This is a genomic window from Zwartia sp., assembly GCF_049655405.1.
Lineage (GTDB): Bacteria > Pseudomonadota > Gammaproteobacteria > Burkholderiales > Burkholderiaceae_B > Zwartia.
This window is the reverse complement of record NZ_JBASJR010000008.1, coordinates 17447-34166: the sequence shown is the minus strand read 5'-3', so window position 1 is coordinate 34166 and position 16720 is coordinate 17447. Positions and strand designations below refer to the sequence as shown.

14 protein-coding genes and 1 pseudogene are annotated in these 16720 nt (G+C 45.9%); 8 read left to right on the top strand and 7 right to left on the bottom strand.

Annotated elements, in window-relative coordinates; all coding sequences use genetic code 11:
* Positions 1-328: 328 nt before the first annotated feature.
* A complete protein-coding gene (locus tag WBJ47_RS04090) occupies positions 329-2818 on the bottom strand; it encodes an autotransporter outer membrane beta-barrel domain-containing protein (protein WP_422243660.1) in 2490 nt (829 codons plus the stop codon).
* 763 nt (positions 2819-3581) lie between these two features.
* On the opposite strand from WBJ47_RS04090, the gene WBJ47_RS04085 reads away from it, so the two are divergent.
* From WBJ47_RS04085 to WBJ47_RS04070, 4 genes are all read left to right on the top strand, one after another.
* Positions 3582-5393: an ATP-binding protein gene (locus tag WBJ47_RS04085; protein ID WP_422243659.1), complete on the top strand. Its 1812-nt coding sequence runs from the start codon at positions 3582-3584 to the stop codon at positions 5391-5393.
* Positions 5393-6094, top strand: coding sequence for a response regulator transcription factor (locus WBJ47_RS04080; RefSeq protein ID WP_422243658.1), 702 nt, complete (start codon positions 5393-5395; stop codon positions 6092-6094). Before WBJ47_RS04085 ends, WBJ47_RS04080 begins: the two co-directional genes overlap by 1 nt.
* A 33-nt stretch (positions 6095-6127) precedes the next feature.
* Complete coding sequence (locus WBJ47_RS04075; RefSeq protein ID WP_422243657.1) at positions 6128-6760, top strand: outer membrane protein; 633 nt, start codon at positions 6128-6130, stop codon at positions 6758-6760.
* Between the two features lie 576 nt (positions 6761-7336).
* Positions 7337-10534, top strand: coding sequence for a beta strand repeat-containing protein (locus WBJ47_RS04070; RefSeq protein WP_422243656.1), 3198 nt, complete (start codon positions 7337-7339; stop codon positions 10532-10534).
* A 77-nt stretch (positions 10535-10611) separates the two neighbouring features.
* Here WBJ47_RS04070 and WBJ47_RS04065 read toward each other — a convergent pair whose 3' ends face one another.
* Together WBJ47_RS04065 and WBJ47_RS04060 are read right to left on the bottom strand one after the other, a co-directional pair.
* On the bottom strand, positions 10612-10875 hold the full coding sequence (locus WBJ47_RS04065; RefSeq protein WP_422243655.1) for a hypothetical protein: 264 nt from the start codon (positions 10873-10875) through the stop codon (positions 10612-10614).
* A 244-nt stretch (positions 10876-11119) separates the two neighbouring features.
* A pseudogene (locus tag WBJ47_RS04060) lies at positions 11120-11430 on the bottom strand (cupin).
* Positions 11431-11491: 61 nt separating this feature from the next.
* Here WBJ47_RS04060 and WBJ47_RS04055 point away from each other — a divergent pair.
* Positions 11492-11785, top strand: coding sequence for a YciI family protein (locus WBJ47_RS04055; protein WP_422243654.1), 294 nt, complete (start codon positions 11492-11494; stop codon positions 11783-11785).
* Between the two features lie 89 nt (positions 11786-11874).
* On the opposite strand, the gene WBJ47_RS04050 is transcribed toward WBJ47_RS04055, so the two are convergent.
* The 4 genes from WBJ47_RS04050 to WBJ47_RS04035 form a co-directional block, all read right to left on the bottom strand.
* A complete protein-coding gene (locus tag WBJ47_RS04050) occupies positions 11875-12492 on the bottom strand; it encodes a LysE family translocator (RefSeq protein ID WP_422243653.1) in 618 nt (205 codons plus the stop codon).
* A 1041-nt stretch (positions 12493-13533) separates the two neighbouring features.
* A complete protein-coding gene (locus tag WBJ47_RS04045; RefSeq protein ID WP_422243652.1) occupies positions 13534-14088 on the bottom strand; it encodes a hypothetical protein in 555 nt (184 codons plus the stop codon).
* Complete coding sequence (locus tag WBJ47_RS04040; protein ID WP_422243651.1) at positions 14081-14272, bottom strand: hypothetical protein; 192 nt, start codon at positions 14270-14272, stop codon at positions 14081-14083. The genes WBJ47_RS04045 and WBJ47_RS04040 overlap by 8 nt, the downstream gene beginning before the upstream one ends.
* Positions 14253-15041, bottom strand: a complete 789-nt coding sequence (locus WBJ47_RS04035; RefSeq protein ID WP_422243650.1) for a TIGR04255 family protein — start codon at positions 15039-15041, stop codon at positions 14253-14255. The genes WBJ47_RS04040 and WBJ47_RS04035 overlap by 20 nt, the downstream gene beginning before the upstream one ends.
* A gap of 546 nt (positions 15042-15587) precedes the next feature.
* On the opposite strand from WBJ47_RS04035, the gene WBJ47_RS04030 reads away from it, so the two are divergent.
* The 3 genes from WBJ47_RS04030 (at position 15588) to WBJ47_RS04020 (ending at position 16675) form a co-directional block, all read left to right on the top strand.
* Positions 15588-15821 (top strand): cupin domain-containing protein, encoded by a 234-nt coding sequence (locus WBJ47_RS04030; protein WP_422243766.1) that lies wholly within the window; start codon positions 15588-15590, stop codon positions 15819-15821.
* Between the two features lie 97 nt (positions 15822-15918).
* Positions 15919-16050 (top strand): hypothetical protein, encoded by a 132-nt coding sequence (locus WBJ47_RS04025; RefSeq protein WP_422243649.1) that lies wholly within the window; start codon positions 15919-15921, stop codon positions 16048-16050.
* A gap of 154 nt (positions 16051-16204) precedes the next feature.
* Positions 16205-16675, top strand: coding sequence for a hypothetical protein (locus tag WBJ47_RS04020; protein ID WP_424585246.1), 471 nt, complete (start codon positions 16205-16207; stop codon positions 16673-16675).
* Positions 16676-16720: the final 45 nt, after the last annotated feature.

Below are 16720 nucleotides of genomic sequence, written 5' to 3'. Positions count from 1 at the left end.
GTATCTGGGCCATAAGAGTCGTTGTTTAAAACGACTCTTTTAACGTAAAGCGTCCCGTAACTAGACGCTCGAGATTTCGCCTGTTCGAAATGACGTTATCAACCTGTAAGCAATGGGCTCGGTATAAAAGTAGCGACCCAAAAGCAAAAACTCCAGCGCGACCGCAGGGGTTTCTATAAATTCAGTGGTGGTGGAATAGGAGTGATACAGATAAATACGCTTACTCAGTAGTATTACGCTTTTCGAAAACCTGCCTATAGTGAGCAGGTTTGAGCGAGCGGTAGCCATTAAGCAGAGTCCCGCTTATACCCCTCAGGCTGGGTGAGCCTTAGAACTGCAACCTAACCCCAAGATTGACCGTGCCCAGCGTTTGGCCTGTGCGTGCTTCACCCGAGATGCCTGCGTAGGCGTAGCCGTTGTCGGCAAACTTGGCTGTGCAGTAGAGCCCGGCCTGTACAAACGTGGTACTGGCTTTGGGTGTGGCGATGTTGGTGCTCAAACTTGCAAGCGAGGCGTTTAAGGTTGGATTTAAGAGCCCGGAGGAATCCGCGCCAAGTCCGACGTAGGCGCGGTAGGTGAAGTCCTCGGTGAGCGGGTTGTTGGCTTTGGAGCCCGCAGCGATCCCTAAGACACCGCGCATGCCTTGACCGGTGTAGCGGCCCACGGTGAGTGCTGCGCCCGTGGTGCCCTCGTTGACACCGGACTGCGTCACCAGCTGCCAGGTCAGGCGGGCAAATGGAGTTAGACGGATGTCCTGCAGGTCCATCGGTCGACTCACGCCCAGGCTAAGCATTGCGTCATTGCCTGAGAGATTCTTGTTTCTAAAGCCACTGGCAAGTCCTGAGGCAGCGCTGCGTGAGATGTCAGTGGCGCTGAGCCCAACGCTTGCCATGGCATCAAGCACATACTCCTCAACAGGCATCTTGCCGTATGCAAAGAGCGAACCCTGTTGAAGAGTAGCGGAGCCGTAAACAGGAGTGAGGGTAGTGCTCGAGAGCGCAAAGCCCCCGCCGAGCTTCATGCCATTCTGGGCATAGAAGTCTGAGCCAAAGGTCAACTGATACAGGTTGCTAGTCCAGCCGCCTGAGTAGCTGTCACTGTTACGGTTACCCCTTTGGTAGGCGAGCTCACCCCAGGCATTACCGTTGAAGAAAGAGGCCGCATCAGCTGCGGGATTCACGCTCGGGTTTGAGGCCATGGCAGCAGTAGGCACGCCACCCGAAATCAGCGCGTTGGTCAAACCCATTGCTGCGGTGTTCCCATTAGCGCTGTTCATTGACCTAGGCAGACCAAGCCCTATTGTGTCGCCCAGGCGCGCCTGCACCGCCTGTTGCACGAGCTGCACGGTCTGGGCGATGACGGCAACCGTTGCGGCGTAGACCTCGCCCGCGAGGCTCTGTGTGTAGCCGGGCAAGGAGGTGGCTGTTTGATTGGATGTTTCGTAGAGCAACTCGTCTTGTGTGGAGCTCGACCTTGCTGCTTGGGCTGCGCTCACCATTTGATCGAGTGCTGCACCGATGGACTGCGCATTCTGATTACCCGAGCTTGATGCCAGCGTCGTGCGATAGGAGGTGGGGATCACCGCGAGATCCAGGCTATTGCTGCCTGCCATGTTGTAGAAAGGCAGAAACTGAGTGCCCGCAGCGAGCTCAGCGGGTTGGGAGACCGTTGAGAACCTGCCGGATATGCCTCCATCGGCCGTGACCACCCGGAAGCGGTCACCTAGTGCTGGCACAAAGATCGGGCTGCCGTAGCCCGACTCTGATGGGCTAAACAGATTCGAGAGGCGCGGCGTAAGCGTCGCCCCAGAGTTGATCACGAACTGTCCACCTGTGATGTTAAGCGCGGAGTAATAGCCCGTAGCGCCGATGGGCGTTGTGCTCGTGGCGGCTACTGCACCGGCAATATCTTGCTGGAATGTGGAGCCCGTGTTCATCGTTACGGCGTTGGTGGTGGCCAGATAGCCCGGGGAGTGCCCGGGCTTGAGAGTACCATCAACGGTCAATCGACCGTTGATGGTACCCGTACCCATCAGCGTGCCGTTGATGCCTACAAACACATCACCGAAGCCTGTGGGTGAGATGCCCTGAACGGACAGGGTGCCAGAAGATACGGTCGTACCGCCTGTATAGGTGTTCGCACCGCTTATGAACGTGGCGCCAGAACCCGTGAAGGTCAGCCCGCCAACGCCTGAAAAGATACCCGACAGAGTGGCTGTGCCAGTGTTGGGAGATCGGATAAATGCACCGCCAGAGTTGACCGTGAATGCACGAGCTGACGAATCTCCGGAGGAAAGAACCAACGTACCGCCATCAAAGACTGCACCGACAGTCGTCCCTACGCCCGCAAGTGTGTAGGTGCCGCCTGAAGCCATGGTGTTGCTTGTCGAGTTGCTGGATCCTCCGTCAGAACTATTGGAGGTGACTAGAAGATCCCAGTTTGATCCAGAGGAGTTAACCAAAGACCAGGCGTACGACCCATAAGTTCCGGTGGTCGCTCCGGTGATGTTGCTGGCGGAAATTCCTGTCAAAACGGACGAATACGTACCCACACCAAGCACGGATGCCGCAACGCCGGAGACGCCACCAGCGTAAATTCCAATTGATGTTAATCCTGCAGCACTGGTTACGGAAAGCTGCCCGTATCTTGTTGGGGATGTGACGATGATGTTGTAGTTTGCGGGTAGCTTGCCGTAGTAACGTAGCGCTGTCGAACTGGCGGCCGAGCCGTTGCCACCTTGTCCGTTATTGAACGTCCCGATGGTCCCATTGCTGATGTCCGCATAGACTCCATAGCCTGAGCCCAAGCTGCGCAACACGCCGTAGTTTGTAAATGTAGTTATGACATCTGCAGTTACTCTGCCAACATCAACAGCGGACCAAGTGGAAGAGTCTAGCGAACCTGTGACTGTGCCCGTGTTAATTAGATTCGTTACAACTCCAGATCTTATAGCTATGAAGTCGCTCGAAATGCTCCCGCTATTGTTAATTGTCGTGGCTCCAGCAATGTTGTTAACGCTTACGCCAGATGTCCTAATGAAGCCAGTATTGATAACAGAACTAACGACCCTCTGATCTATTACTATTCCTACATTGGTACTAATAATGGTTCCACTGTTGGTAATTGATGAATTAGTTGCTTGGAGAAAAACTGCGGTGCCCACGCTGTTTAATGTGACGCCGCTATTAATTGTCACCACACAGTTTACGTTCGGTACTGTGACCGCGATTATCGAGGAACTATTTGAAGATAGCGTATAGTTAGGACAAGACTGTGCAAAGGCACTAAAGGCGCCAAAAATAACGCTGAGCGCTGTTAGAGCTATTAGAAGATGGCGTCGAGATTTTTGCACAGCAGTCAACCAACGAGATGCAAGCTTTTACTTAAGATCTCGTATTATCTAAAACTGAAATCTAAAGTCTCTCGGTTTCTCTCACATCGACTCATTTATAAATTGATGAATGATCATCCCCACTAAATCAGCGATTTATGAGCCGAACCTGCCCATCTGCCACGTCCGATGGTTGCTGTTAGCATTGTTGATAGTCTTGTCACCGAGTTGTTGGGCTGTGCATTCCCAGGTGACAGATCCAATAAAAATTGAATATTGTTCAGATAGGCTGGCTGGTGCTGACATATCGGATGCGTTGGCGTGTCGATATGTTGCAAAAAAAGATTTGCCAGCTGCGACTTTGGCCGCCACTACCACTTGGATTCGAGTATCAATAGCCCCGAAATTCTCGTTGCATGGAGAAGTGATCGTTCAGATTGCGCCGCATTTTGTGGGGGAAATCGGGCTGTTTGAAAAGGAAAATAATGGTTGGCGTCTGACATCGGCTGGCAGCACCTTCGCATTTAGTCGCGGATTTGCCGGGGTGGGGGGATATACGTTTATTGCTTCGACAGACGCAACCTCAGACACCACGATTTTTGTTCGCATTCAACAGCCCGGACTGGGTTTGATTGCGATCGAGGTATTCGACTTAAATCCGAGCCAGATTAGCAACTTTTCCCCAAGCATTGGAATCGGAATTCATACCGGAATTTTGCTCCTACTATGTGCGATCTCCATTGCCAACTATTTTATTTATCCTGGTGCGCTCACGTTCCGCTTTGCCTGTCTGACACTCAGTACATTACTCGGCATGCTCGGTGGTAGCGGAATTTTGGCTAAGTATGTGTTCGTTGAATCACCTCAACTAGATACATTTTTTTTTAACACAATGGTGTGCATCAGGTTGGCGGCATGGGTTTGGGTATCAGAAGCATTTTTGCTTCCTTTTGGGCGACCCAATTGGTACCGATGGTGCTGCAATATTGGATACATCATTGTAGTAATTGCAATTGGATTAGTGTTGATTAACAAGGTTGTATTGTTGCAGCTCATCCTCCTTATTGGCTTTAGCTTGACTGTGATAACGCAAATAATCGCCGTCCAATTTGAGTCAGGCATTAAAGGTTATTTTCGGCGAGTGCTGTTTGGCGGATTTTTTACGGTAGGACTGTTAACTTTTTTAGCAGTCGGGCTGGCGTCATATCCCTTCGAATCTACTATTTACGCTATCCAAATAACTCGAATCATTGATTTTGTAGTCCCTGCAGTTCTACTCGTAGTAGTGGTTGTTCGAAATCGGCTAACGGCCAAGCAATTTAGCGATGTCAAAGCAGCGAATGTGGAAATATCACTACGGTTGGACTTTGAGCGTAAGTTATTAACTGAGCGCCGCGTATTGCTAGATATGTTGGCGCACGAACTCAAGAACCCACTGGCTGCCATCAGTATGGCGATTGGTTCTCTAAAAGGTTCGTTGATGGGCGATCAAGGGTGGCGTCGCCTGCATAACATGCATCAATCCGTATTAAGTATGGATGCAATTATTGAGCGATGTCAGTTAATGAATCGAATTGATAACCACGAATTGTCTCCTGCTAGTGAGCCAGTTAATCCCAGTGATTGCGTCGACCAAGTGATTGCGCAACAGAGCTCCTCGAATCGAATTAAATTTGAGTTGGATCGAGATATCTGGATTCAGTCGGACCAAGAGCTGTTGAGGATCGTGTTTAAGAATCTTATTGAAAATGCTTTGAAGTATTCTCCACCGAACAGCCCCGTGACAGTAGAGCTTTTTTTAGATGCTACGAATGAGCGTACGGTCGCATGTTTTGTTCTCCGAAATAAGGTCAAGATGTTTCATATTCCCAATTTAGAGCGAATTTTTGAACGCTTTTATCGTGATCCGTCTGATACGACGACCTCAGGCTCGGGCCTGGGTCTCTTTATTGTTCGCGAGCTTTGCCACCTATTGAGAGTAGATGTGACATGTCAGCTGAGCGGCGATCTGATGGAATTTAAGATCACCATGCCGCTTGGCCTCGAAAGGGGAGCTATTTAATGAAATTGACAATAGCGGTCGTGGAAGACGATGCGATTTTACGCGAGGAGTTAAGTCATTTTTTGCGCTGTCACGATTTTGAAGTAATTGAGTTGTTAACTGGCGTGGCTCTTTACGATGTACTTAACCAACGCGCTGTTGATCTCGTAATTTTGGATTTGAATTTGCCCGGTCTAAGCGGCTTTGATATCGCCAAACAAGTTAGGGCAAAGCTTCCTAGTGTCGGAATCGTCATGCTGACCGCTCGGACTGCATTGCCGGATCGAATCAAGGGATACGATTCGGGTGCTGATATATATCTACCTAAACCCACTTTACCAGCTGAAATTCTTGCAGCGATAGGTAGTTTGAGCCGACGGCTTGGGCAAACTCAAGTAGAACTACCCTGGCGGTTGTTGACGACACGATATCTATTGTTAGGTCCCTTAGATAAGCATCGCGTTGGCCTCACTAACGTTGAGCAGCAATTATTGCTGTGTCTCGCGCAAGCTCCAAACATGGCGGCTGATGCCGATACAATTTGTGAGGAACTAGCGGCAATCGTTCAAGATGGCTATTTCACGCGTCGTGCGCTTGAAAATATCATTAGTCGACTTAGAAAAAAAGTCATAGACTCAGACATGAAGGAATCTTTACCTTTTATTCGCTCAGTACGTGGACTAGGCTATCAGCTGTGCGTTCCGATTTCAATCGTATTTTAGGCAATGCCCGATGAGGTAGCCATAGGAGGCGTGTTGAGTATTTTAAAGCTAGTAAGTCGACTCGGTGTTTATGGCTGTACCTTGGTTTTTTCTGGTGCCATATTCGCACAAGCTGCGACTTTTACTGAGCCAGCCAAATATTTTGGTGGAACTGCTATTCAGTTTGACGTTGGCTACCAGCCTTATTCGATTAAGGGGAGTGATCTGCGTCTCAACTATGGTTCCTTGCAATTGCCAGATCAACGCTATCAAGGTAGCTCAATACCGTATTTTGTCGGGCTAAGTCACACAATCGCTCTAGGTAGTCAGGCAACTATTGCTGCACAAATTGAGGTAAACCCGGTTAATAGGCAGTATGTGTTGTCGGTGTTACCTGGCTACGCGTTTACTCCGAATATTCAGGGCTATTCGAAGGTAGCGTTTGTTCACGCGCAGGTGAGCGTTGATGTGGTCAACAACCAAAATAAAACGGCGTCGACGACGGGCCTAACTGCTGGCGTGGGCGCCAAATATCTGTTGGTATCAAATTGGTATGGGTTTGTGGAAGCAAACTACGTAAAAATGAATTCGTTTAGTTTGCAGACAAATTTGAACGGATTAACCGTAACCGGTCAGGCAGATTACTCCGGATACAACATCATGGCCGGTATTGGGTATAAGTTTTAGTGTGGGTAATATAGTTATAAGCCTCAAAAGCAAAAAGCTCAGCGCGAAGGCAGGCAAATCGCTTGACATTTCAGGTTAAAAACTCATTGTGCAGGTTAAAAAAGAGTTTCCAACTTAGGGTGCGCCCAAGATCCGGGAGCGTATACATACGCATTAGTCAGACATCGCTTTGACCGTGAAGGGTACATTGCATGCCGGACTGGATCCTAATGACCTAATTGTTAAAAAGGTGTAGACGCAACCATTTTGCGGGTACGCAGTTATGCGTAATTCTCACTTAAATTGGACAGATCAGACCTAGAAAATCCGATTGGGTCATATCAGTAAACATAGGTTTATTCCTATCAAGTAGTTTAAGGAATATCTGCGGTACTGCGAATGAGGAGGCTACGTTAGTTTTTAAGACGGGCGGTTTCAATATGATGCACTTATAAAATAAAATTTATTGAAATGTTAGGTCTCTAGTGATGTGACGATCAGCTATCACTGAGAGGTGTTGAGAGAATTCTTTGTGCCGTGTACTTATTATCCATGTCATAAAAATTGCAGCTAATGCTGACATATTGAGGTGGATATATGATTCAAAATCCAATTGGTATTGGAAAACTAAATCCAATCATTTTATTTGTCGCTGCGAGTTTCAGCAGCGTTTTTGTTTCACAAGCACTTGCTACCTGTCCTGTTGTGCTAAGCAGCAATAGCTCTTTCCCATTAGATGATATGGGAGAGGCTAATTGCAGCATCACTATTAATAGCGGCATCACATTATCTCCTGTTGGGTCGGTAGGTGTGACTGCAAGTGGTAACGGGGGGACGATAATTAACAATGGAACATTGAGCACATTCGGCGGCCAAGGCATATGGGTGAGATCAGGAGGCCTTGCAACGATCACTAATAATGGCGTAATTAATACAGATACAAGCCAGAGTCTATGGATTAACACAGGTGGATCTGCTGCCTTTTACAACACCGGCACCATTAGCACAACTGGACCGAGCACCGCAATTGATAACAGAGGGACATTATCAACTTTTAATAACAGCGGCCAAATATCTAATTCAGCAACCGGTGGATCCACTATCATCAATAGATTGACAATAAACAATTTTACAAATACAGGCACAATAACCTCAGGCTCAAGTAATTTAATTGCTATCGACAATCAGTCCGGCGCAACAATTTCTAATCTTACAAATAATGGATCCATTGCAGGAGGGGCTAGTTCCTGGGGAATTCAATCCTCTGGATCAATTTCCACGTTTAATAATGGGCAAGGTGGTAATGGTGCCGGATCCTCAACAACAGCTTTGACATACAAAGGCAATCTTCCAACAAATTACAGCACTATAGTTTCTTCGCCTACGCGTTACGGACAGTTAAACGTCTCAGCACCAGTAGGTGCGACTACATTTGGAATTTATGCTGGAGGCGTTTCTGGTGTAGCAGCTTCTAATTTGGCCGCCGGGACTTATTCTTCTGTATTGACAGGCCTAAGTCCGTCAAATATTGTGGGCAGTACGAGCGGTACTTATGGTTCATATAACTGGCTACTTAGCAATGTAAGCGGCACGCGATGGGATTTGGTTGTAACAGCAGGAAGTGGTGGCGGATCCTCTTCAACTGAAAGTACATCTTCATCCTCATCGTCCATACAAATCACAACTGTGCAACGTGGGCAAACGGTTTCTTCTAATAATTTAGGATCCAGCTTAACCCTTAATGGCGGAATGTTGTCTTTAAATCAAATTGGCAGTTGGGTCACTGCACCAATATCATTATCAGCCGGTGGTAGTGTTTCAGTTTTAGATGGAAATTCAACTTGCCTTTGCTCGAATATTACCGGTGGAGGAGGACTAAATATTGTTAATTCAGCCAATCTTAATGGTGTTGTCTCGACAATAAATTACTCTTGGGCGTTCTCTGGATTGGCTTCAACAGTCAGACTAAGTGGTGTAAATACATTTTCTGGGGGGTTATATATTGGGCCTGGTGTTGTTGTTATTTTTGATGGCTATGCGTCATTAGGTTCCGGCGCTGTTTACGTGAGCCCAGGTGCTGTCTTGATGGGATCAGGCAGTCTTTCCCGAGAAATATCTGTTGGTGGTATTTTTAAGCCAGGTAATTCGCCCGGATATGTATCAAGTCAATCCACGATTACCATGCAAAGTGGTAGTACTTATCGTGAAGATATAGCGGGTGTCACGCAGTCAAATGCTTTAAGTCCTATCGGTGCGACTGGGTACTACTCATTTACAAATATTTTGAATGGACAATTTGTTATTAACACTGGTGCAACGCTTGCACCTATGTTGACAAATCTATTTTCATCGGATGAATCAGGCTACGGCAGTGCACCATATGTACCCAGGCTGGGCGATCAATTCCGCATTCTGACGGCGACAGAAGGCGTCAGCGGTCGTTTCTCAAGCCTCGTACAACCTGATGGCCTAGATTCTGGCACGCAGTTCGTGTCCTTCTACAATATGAATAACAATAATAGCTTGGACTTGGCGGTTATTCCATCATCATACAAATCGACGATTTCATCTGCTTCAGGCAACAAGAACGCTCAGTCAGTGGGTTCAGTGCTCGATCAGATCACACTCGCCAACACATCAGGGACATCGACTTTCATCCAAGATCAGCTGCTATATAGTATTTCAAACCTGACATCTGGTTCTGACATCGCATCCTATGCACAGAGCTTGGCAGGCGAGGTCTATGCCGCAGCAGTCGCTGTGATTGCTCAAACGACGCAACGTGTTCAACAAGCTGTTTTGACACGGTTAGGTGACACTGCAGGTCTAGGTTTGCCTGACGTGATGACCAATCCTGCGGGCAACAGTGCGTTGATGAACACTACCAATACAGCATTAAATGGTGGTGTGGCTTCTTCCGCAGTCAGCACAAACCCGAGCATCAATCCTAATGCTGAGGCTCAAGCATTCTCAAACAAGAATGTCTGGGGAGAGTTGGCATACCAGAAAGGCAATCGTTCAAGTGACAGCTACTCGGGTGGATGGAATAGTAATCTGTACCAGCTTGTCTTTGGCTCGGATTGGTTCAAGTCAAATGGCATGACCATGGGCGGTGGCTTCGCACTTTCAAGCACCACATTAAATCCAACTTACGGTTCAGGCATGATTCAGCAAGGCTCGCTCTTTGCCTACGGCAAGATACCTGTCAAAGGATATGTCGTGGATGCTATGGCAAGCTTTGGGTTGAACTCAAGCAATTTGTCCCGCGGTGATATTACGAACTTAAGTGGCGGCTTTAGCAACAAGAACATTAAAGGTAATGATGCCCTGGTCAGCTTGGGATTAAGCCGTCTGATTGATCTGGATACAAACCTGCGTGTGACGCCCTTTGCGCGTGTGACCTGGCAGATGGTGACTCAATCTAGCGTCAATGAAGGTGACGTGGCATCTGCACTGAGCATCAATCGCTTCACAGGTAATGGCGTGCGTGGCGTGATTGGTGCTGCGGTAGGCTCCAAGACCAACAATCCGATGACCGAGAAATACACCTATCGTGCTTATCTTGGTGTGGGTGCAGATTCTTCAGGTCTGCTTAATCCAACGATGAATGCTTCGCTTGCGGGATTATCCACCAATATCACTACACCGAATGCGGATGCAGCATTTGTACAGGCGGGTTTGTACGGAACAGCGAAAATTGCGGATAACACCTTTGCATATGCAGGGATAGCAGGTGAGGCTAGAGGCGGACAGACGCTTGGCGTCGTAAGTGCAGGAGTTCGAATCCAGTTTTAGGATTAATTTAAATCGCTTAATATTTTTTTGCCATGTTATAGCCATCTTTAATAGTATCGATTTGAATCAAATTGAAATTACAGCGTAGTTTTTTCTAGAGCATCACATTTTGATTGAATGGTTCGCATAAGGTGTGCAAGTACTTTAAGTATGATGTTTGCAATTTGATCTATGCAGTGAAGAACCATGCCATTGCCTTTTACCATTAGTGAGTCATTAAATCGAGCAAGTAATTGATGGTCGTAGTTATCTAAATGTGGTGCAACATGCACGCCATCAAATTGATTTGCAACATAGTCGACGACATCTCGTACTGAAAATCGCTTGTCAGCAAGAAACATTGCTGTCTATTCAAGATATCCATCAAGGCTATACGGATGTTGATAAAAATTTGGTGGATAGAGCCGAAAGTCATCAACGATTTCAGAACGCTGACCTAAATCCATGTAGAGGTGTGCAAAATGTTTTTCTACATACTCAGAGTTTAGAGTTGGGTTTCCAAATTGACTGTCACTGCTGGTCATCAATCAGACTCATCTTTCAAGTGTCGTGTAACATGACAATTACGAATCAACCATCCCGTAACTAGACGCTGCCAGCTGTTTCCATGACAAGTATGCGAGCCTGTCCGATCGGGTGAGCTACGTGTTCAGTGACAACAGACGCATAAAAAATATCACCTGTATCCAGAACAGTGGATTGTTCCAGTCCATCGAGTCGATACCGCATTTCAACTCGATCATCCATTACAGCAAAAATTTCCTCTCCGTCATTGACGTGCCATTTGTATGGCTGGTCAGTCCAATGCAGACGTGTCGTGATGCCATTCATGTCGGCAATATCTAACGCCCCCAAGGACGATCTGCAGTGAATTCTTTGCTACGGATGATTTTCATTTTGTGGGTTTATTGTTGGTGCTAAAGTCATAATACCAAGACTAAACGAGCAAGGTGAATAATGCGTTGGATTGTATTTTTCGAGGATACGCCTGCAATGTTAGCTATCAGGAAGGAACGCGAACCCGACCACCTTGCGTATTTGCGAAAACATAGCGATGAGATCCTGTTGGCAGGTGGCTGTAGAGAGGAGCCAGGTCAAGCATATGTTGGTGGCTTGTGGGTTCTTGATGTGCCCAGTAGAGAGCGAGTGGTTGAACTGATTGAGTCAGATCCGTATTATTCGCCCGATCGTCGAGGCTACAAGATACGTACTTGGGGTAAAGCTTTTGATGACTTGGCTGTCACACTCTGATTATTTTAGCCGTCCCGTAACTAGAAGCTCAAGGTTTTGTCCGTTCAAAAGGACGTTTTCAACCTGTAAACTTTAACTAATAAGTTAGGTCAAATCTGTCGTCGGGTTAATGCCAGAAAGGCACCGATGCCAATCATCGTTACGCCTGATAACCGACTCATTAACTTAGCTCGTGCTGTGCGAGCTATATCTGACTTCATCAATCCATTGGCTGCAAATACTGCTGCGATATCGACTAGCGTATTGAGTGTGACGCATATACATCCAAGTAAAACAAACTGCGCAACAAGTGGCTCGTAAGGTGAAACGAATTGAGGCAGAAATGCCAGAAAAAACAAAGCTGTCTTTACATTCAGGGTTTCAACAACAATACCTTCGCAGAGTGCGCGACGGCAACCTTGAGGGGAGATTGAACTGATTGCGACGTGCTTATCTTTGCTTCGCAGTATGCGGATACCTAGGTAAACAAGATATGCTGCGCCAATGTATTTCAGCAGGTTAAATGCCATGGCAGATTCCGCGATGATTAGCGACAAGCCAAGTGCTGAAGCTAGAACGTGAACTAGTCCACCCAAGCTAGTTCCTATGCATGACGCCAAACCTTCAGAGCGGCCGCCAGAGACCGTCCTGGCCACGACATACGCTAGGCCGGGTCCCGGAGTAACAGCTAGGAGAGTCGCGGCGATCATGAAGGGAATTAAGGACATAACGTGATCAAGTATAGGAAAACTCTAAAGTCATTTTTGACATGAATTCAATACTAAGGGTGTACACGGATCTTGGCAATCATCTGTCAGTAACATCTAGTTACTTCACTTATCTAGTTACATCACTTCAAAATAAAAAAATCCGCTGTGCGAACGCTGAATAATTGATGCTTTGCTCAAGCAATCAATATCCAAAACTCTCCTATTCGACACACGTATAACTGATTGTTAATTAAGGCGTTTTGCGTGTGCCAGATCGACAGAGTTCTCTGAAGTAATTCGAGAAGGAGAGGCAGAACATAAGATATAACTGCGAACGTACCCTTGGTAGCAAGTACCGGTTGGCACACGCAGATTGCCGGAAGCCCCGCGAACACTGGGGATAGCACAAAAGAAGAAGCCCAACCGAGAACGGTTGGGCTTCTGTATTTGGTGGTGTAGTGTAGCGCCACCTGGGACTCCCATCCCGTACTCATGCGAGTTCAGTCGTTCAGCATGCGGTTCATGAGAGGTTCGTGGGCATTGGTAGTTACTGCTCGGTCCTACTCATATTCCTCGTTTTTCCACTATCAACCTGCATACAGCATGTCTATCAATAAGCTTATACCGAAACGAAAATGTCAAAAGCCATATGTTGTCTTATTACCTAATAGAGTTGATAAATCAAACTCAATAAAAGCCATACCAACGATTGATGCAATCAATCCCGACGACGACAAATAGATCAGTACCGTAATCAACTTGTTTACCACGTTCAATTCTCCCGTTTACCTAACGCTGTTACAAAGAATCTCTGCCAATACCGATTTCAAATAAAAAATTGATGAAATATTTTTAAAGTACAAAACTAGTTTGATAAGCTCGCCAAAGCTGCAACGTTTTTACGTTGATACACAAATGTACAGATAGATCGGGTTGACTGAGCACCAGTTTTCGTAGAGTAAACCCATGAAATCTTCTTGAGAGTCGTCTCTCAAGCTCAAGTTAATCGGAGAAATTTAAGAGTGTCAGCGTATCTTCTTTGTGTGCAATCACAAGTAATTATGGGAGCCCGATACGCGATAAGAAATTTGAGAAACGTTGAGAAACACTCTCCCTAAACAAATCAGCTAATTGGCAAACGTAATTTTCTTCTTTGTGTAATTTAAGATATTCAACATTGCAGGAAAAATAATGCTTGAAATCAATTACAGACGGAACAACAGGAATTGCTTGAGGAAACTCAAGATAGTGGTAACGCGGAGTTTCATTATTTTGCAAGTTATTACTTGCGCTAGACTTCTTCTTGATTGAGGACATTTTCAAACCCAAATCTATTAGATGCTCTCCTTGGTAAACCTGCTCGAGGTTATATAGTGGAGCCAGGAGGACAGACAGTAAGTACTTGTCTTGAGTAGGTTTGTTTTCTTCAGTGCTACGAAATGTGTGATCTTGCTCCAGATCACAGTCTTGCGTCAAAACTATTGTAAGCGGGAAGACTATCTTTGAAAATTCGATAATGCCGTCTTTAACAATGACGTACTCAATATGCTCGACATCTCGAAGAATATCGCCTTGAGCCAATCTAGACAACGGTACATTAATGACATTAACCATTTTTTATATTCGCTTTAACTACGACACGATATGGCTTTGACTTTCCATAGCGGTCAATATCAGCTTCTGCGATCGGAGATTTAAGAAACTCCTTCATCTCCGAAACTTTGTTTGGGACATGCTTATCGGTTACATCATGCCCCACATACATGGGATCAAAAATATTAGTTAGCTTTTCTTGCATGTTTGCGCTGTTTCATGATTTTTCGAGTTTGCTCGCCGATACTTGATTCAAAAAAATCTTGGACAATTGCATGAGCTTCGTCAATTACTCTTGGTAAGTCGTCAAGTTCGCAAGCAGACGTAGAAAAAGCATCTAGATCCAATACAAACTGCCGCCGCCGGACAATTGCCGGGTAATCAGGATTGGCCATACCAAATTGACATTTCAACAACATTTCCTCGAAGTTGTACTCTAGAACATGAAATGCCCTTGAAAGGTTCTTCTGTCTGCTATTAAAGTTCATCATGCCCAACAATGAGTCCTCGATGTAACCATCCCAATCAAGAGGGTCTCCATCGGGCAGATCAATGATATTTATGTAGCGCAGCCCCATTCGACTGGCAATCAAATCAGGATCTATCTTTTGAAGAACATTTAAGACAGAGAAAAAATCATCTGCCATTTCCTCATATGTCCTGTAACTTCTGGTTGTGAAAACCATATGTTGCTGCGCAATGACAAGTGTTTTTTCACGATCTTTTCCATTGAATATCCACTGTGTTTCTTCCCGGCTACTTGCTGAAACACCCGTCGCAGAAAACTGTAGTTCTTGGGCCTGAACTTGCTGAGATTCAGAAACAGGAAAGAGCGATAGCGCAGCTTTCGATAATTTTGCGGGGATGGTTTTTGCTAAAGCAGAAACAGGAGCCGGGAAGTCAATCCGAAGAATTACTTCCTTAAGAAAGACCTTGTTGTAGCAAACCTTGTCGTATTTTTTCTTCGCAGTCACTACGCATCTCCCATCACAAATTTTATCTTGCATTAGTTTGTATAGCAGCAATATAAATTTTTATTTCAAAATCTAGTATTCCTCAACTTATAAGCAAGAGTACTAAAACTCGTGGGAATAAACAATAAATTCCAAATCTTTATCGACTTTATCATATAGGGCTCGGTCAGCAATGGTGGAGACTTTTGCTTGCCAATAGGCGAGGGTAGATCCAGTTTTTACCGCGGCGTCATAAACAGCCTTAATTAGCGACTAATAGCTTTGATTTTGAACTTTTTGGAATGCTTTGACATAAAAACAGTCCTTTAAAAGGATGAATTTATGTCCAACTTATGGGGGGCTCCCCAATTTATGGGATTGACATTTAGTATCCTTGTATACGAGACTAATTGGAAGATTAGCTCGAACTTCGGCTACTGCAATTGACACGATAAAAGGTCGGAGCTGATGGTGCCCCAATGTCAAAGTTATGTTTCCTGGATTCACTAAAAAGTCTCTGACGGCCATTCACTATTCCGTAAATTTTTTTCGCACGGATCATTAGAGATAGAGCTATACAACCCCGAGGGGGTCGATCTTCAAAAACCGCATGATCGTGATGAAATTTACGTCTTGGCATCGGGTTCGTCCCATTTCACGATGGGTGCTGAAGAATATGATGTGATTGCTGGCGATGTTTTGTTCGTGGCTGCTGGTGTTGAACATCGTTTTAGTAATTTCTCCGAGGACTTTGTCACTTGGGTATTTTTTTATGGGCCGCAGGGTGGTGAATGCCCGTAATCTGACTGCATAACTAAATTAGACATCTGTATATGCCTTTCGCAAGGATTGAAGTTTTAAGAACCTCAGATAGTTTTCAAGCTAAAGGAGAGTAAGCATGCCAATCAAACCTGGTCCAAAACCAATTGCAAAATCAACTGGTAAACCGGATAAACGTCAACGTGACAACAAAGAAACTCCAAAGAATACGCCAGAGCTCAAGTCTCATAAACATAAAAAAGGCGATTGAATGGGGTGGTACGCACTTCAACGAAGTGCTCCTTAAAAACTCATTTAACTCTTTGCTGTATTGGTGTTGCTTAATTCGGTTTCCAGCCAGCTAATTTTTGTTGAATGATAATCAAGCGATGAGTTTCCATACAAATTTTGTATGGAGAAATCTCATGAGCCTGAAAAACTGCGCATGCTGCGGTGAGCTCTTTGTCACACGCCCCCAAGTTCCCAATCACGCATTCTGCTCTAAGCATGCCTGCCAACGTGAGCGTCGACAGCAATGGCAGCGCAAAAAGCTGCAAGATGATCTGCACTATCGGGAGAACCTCCAGGATGCACAACGTGCCTGGCGCACCCGAAACCCAGATTACTCACGCAATTATCGTGCCGCCAATCCTCAATACACTCAAAAGAACCGGGAGCAACAAAGAATACGTTGTTGCCATGAACGCGAACAGAATGTTGCAAAGATCGACATGTCTACAGCGTCATTCGTGCTACATGGAATTCCAGCAGGTGTTTATCGCATTCGACATGTTCAGGATAGCGTTCATTGCAAAACAGACGCGTGGATTATTGAGATCACTCCAGTCTGCGCTACCTGTCCTTGCAAAATAGACGCTTGCAAAGATAGTACGTGATGGTCAGTTTGTATATCTGACATTATCGTTACCTCAAAGTGAGCT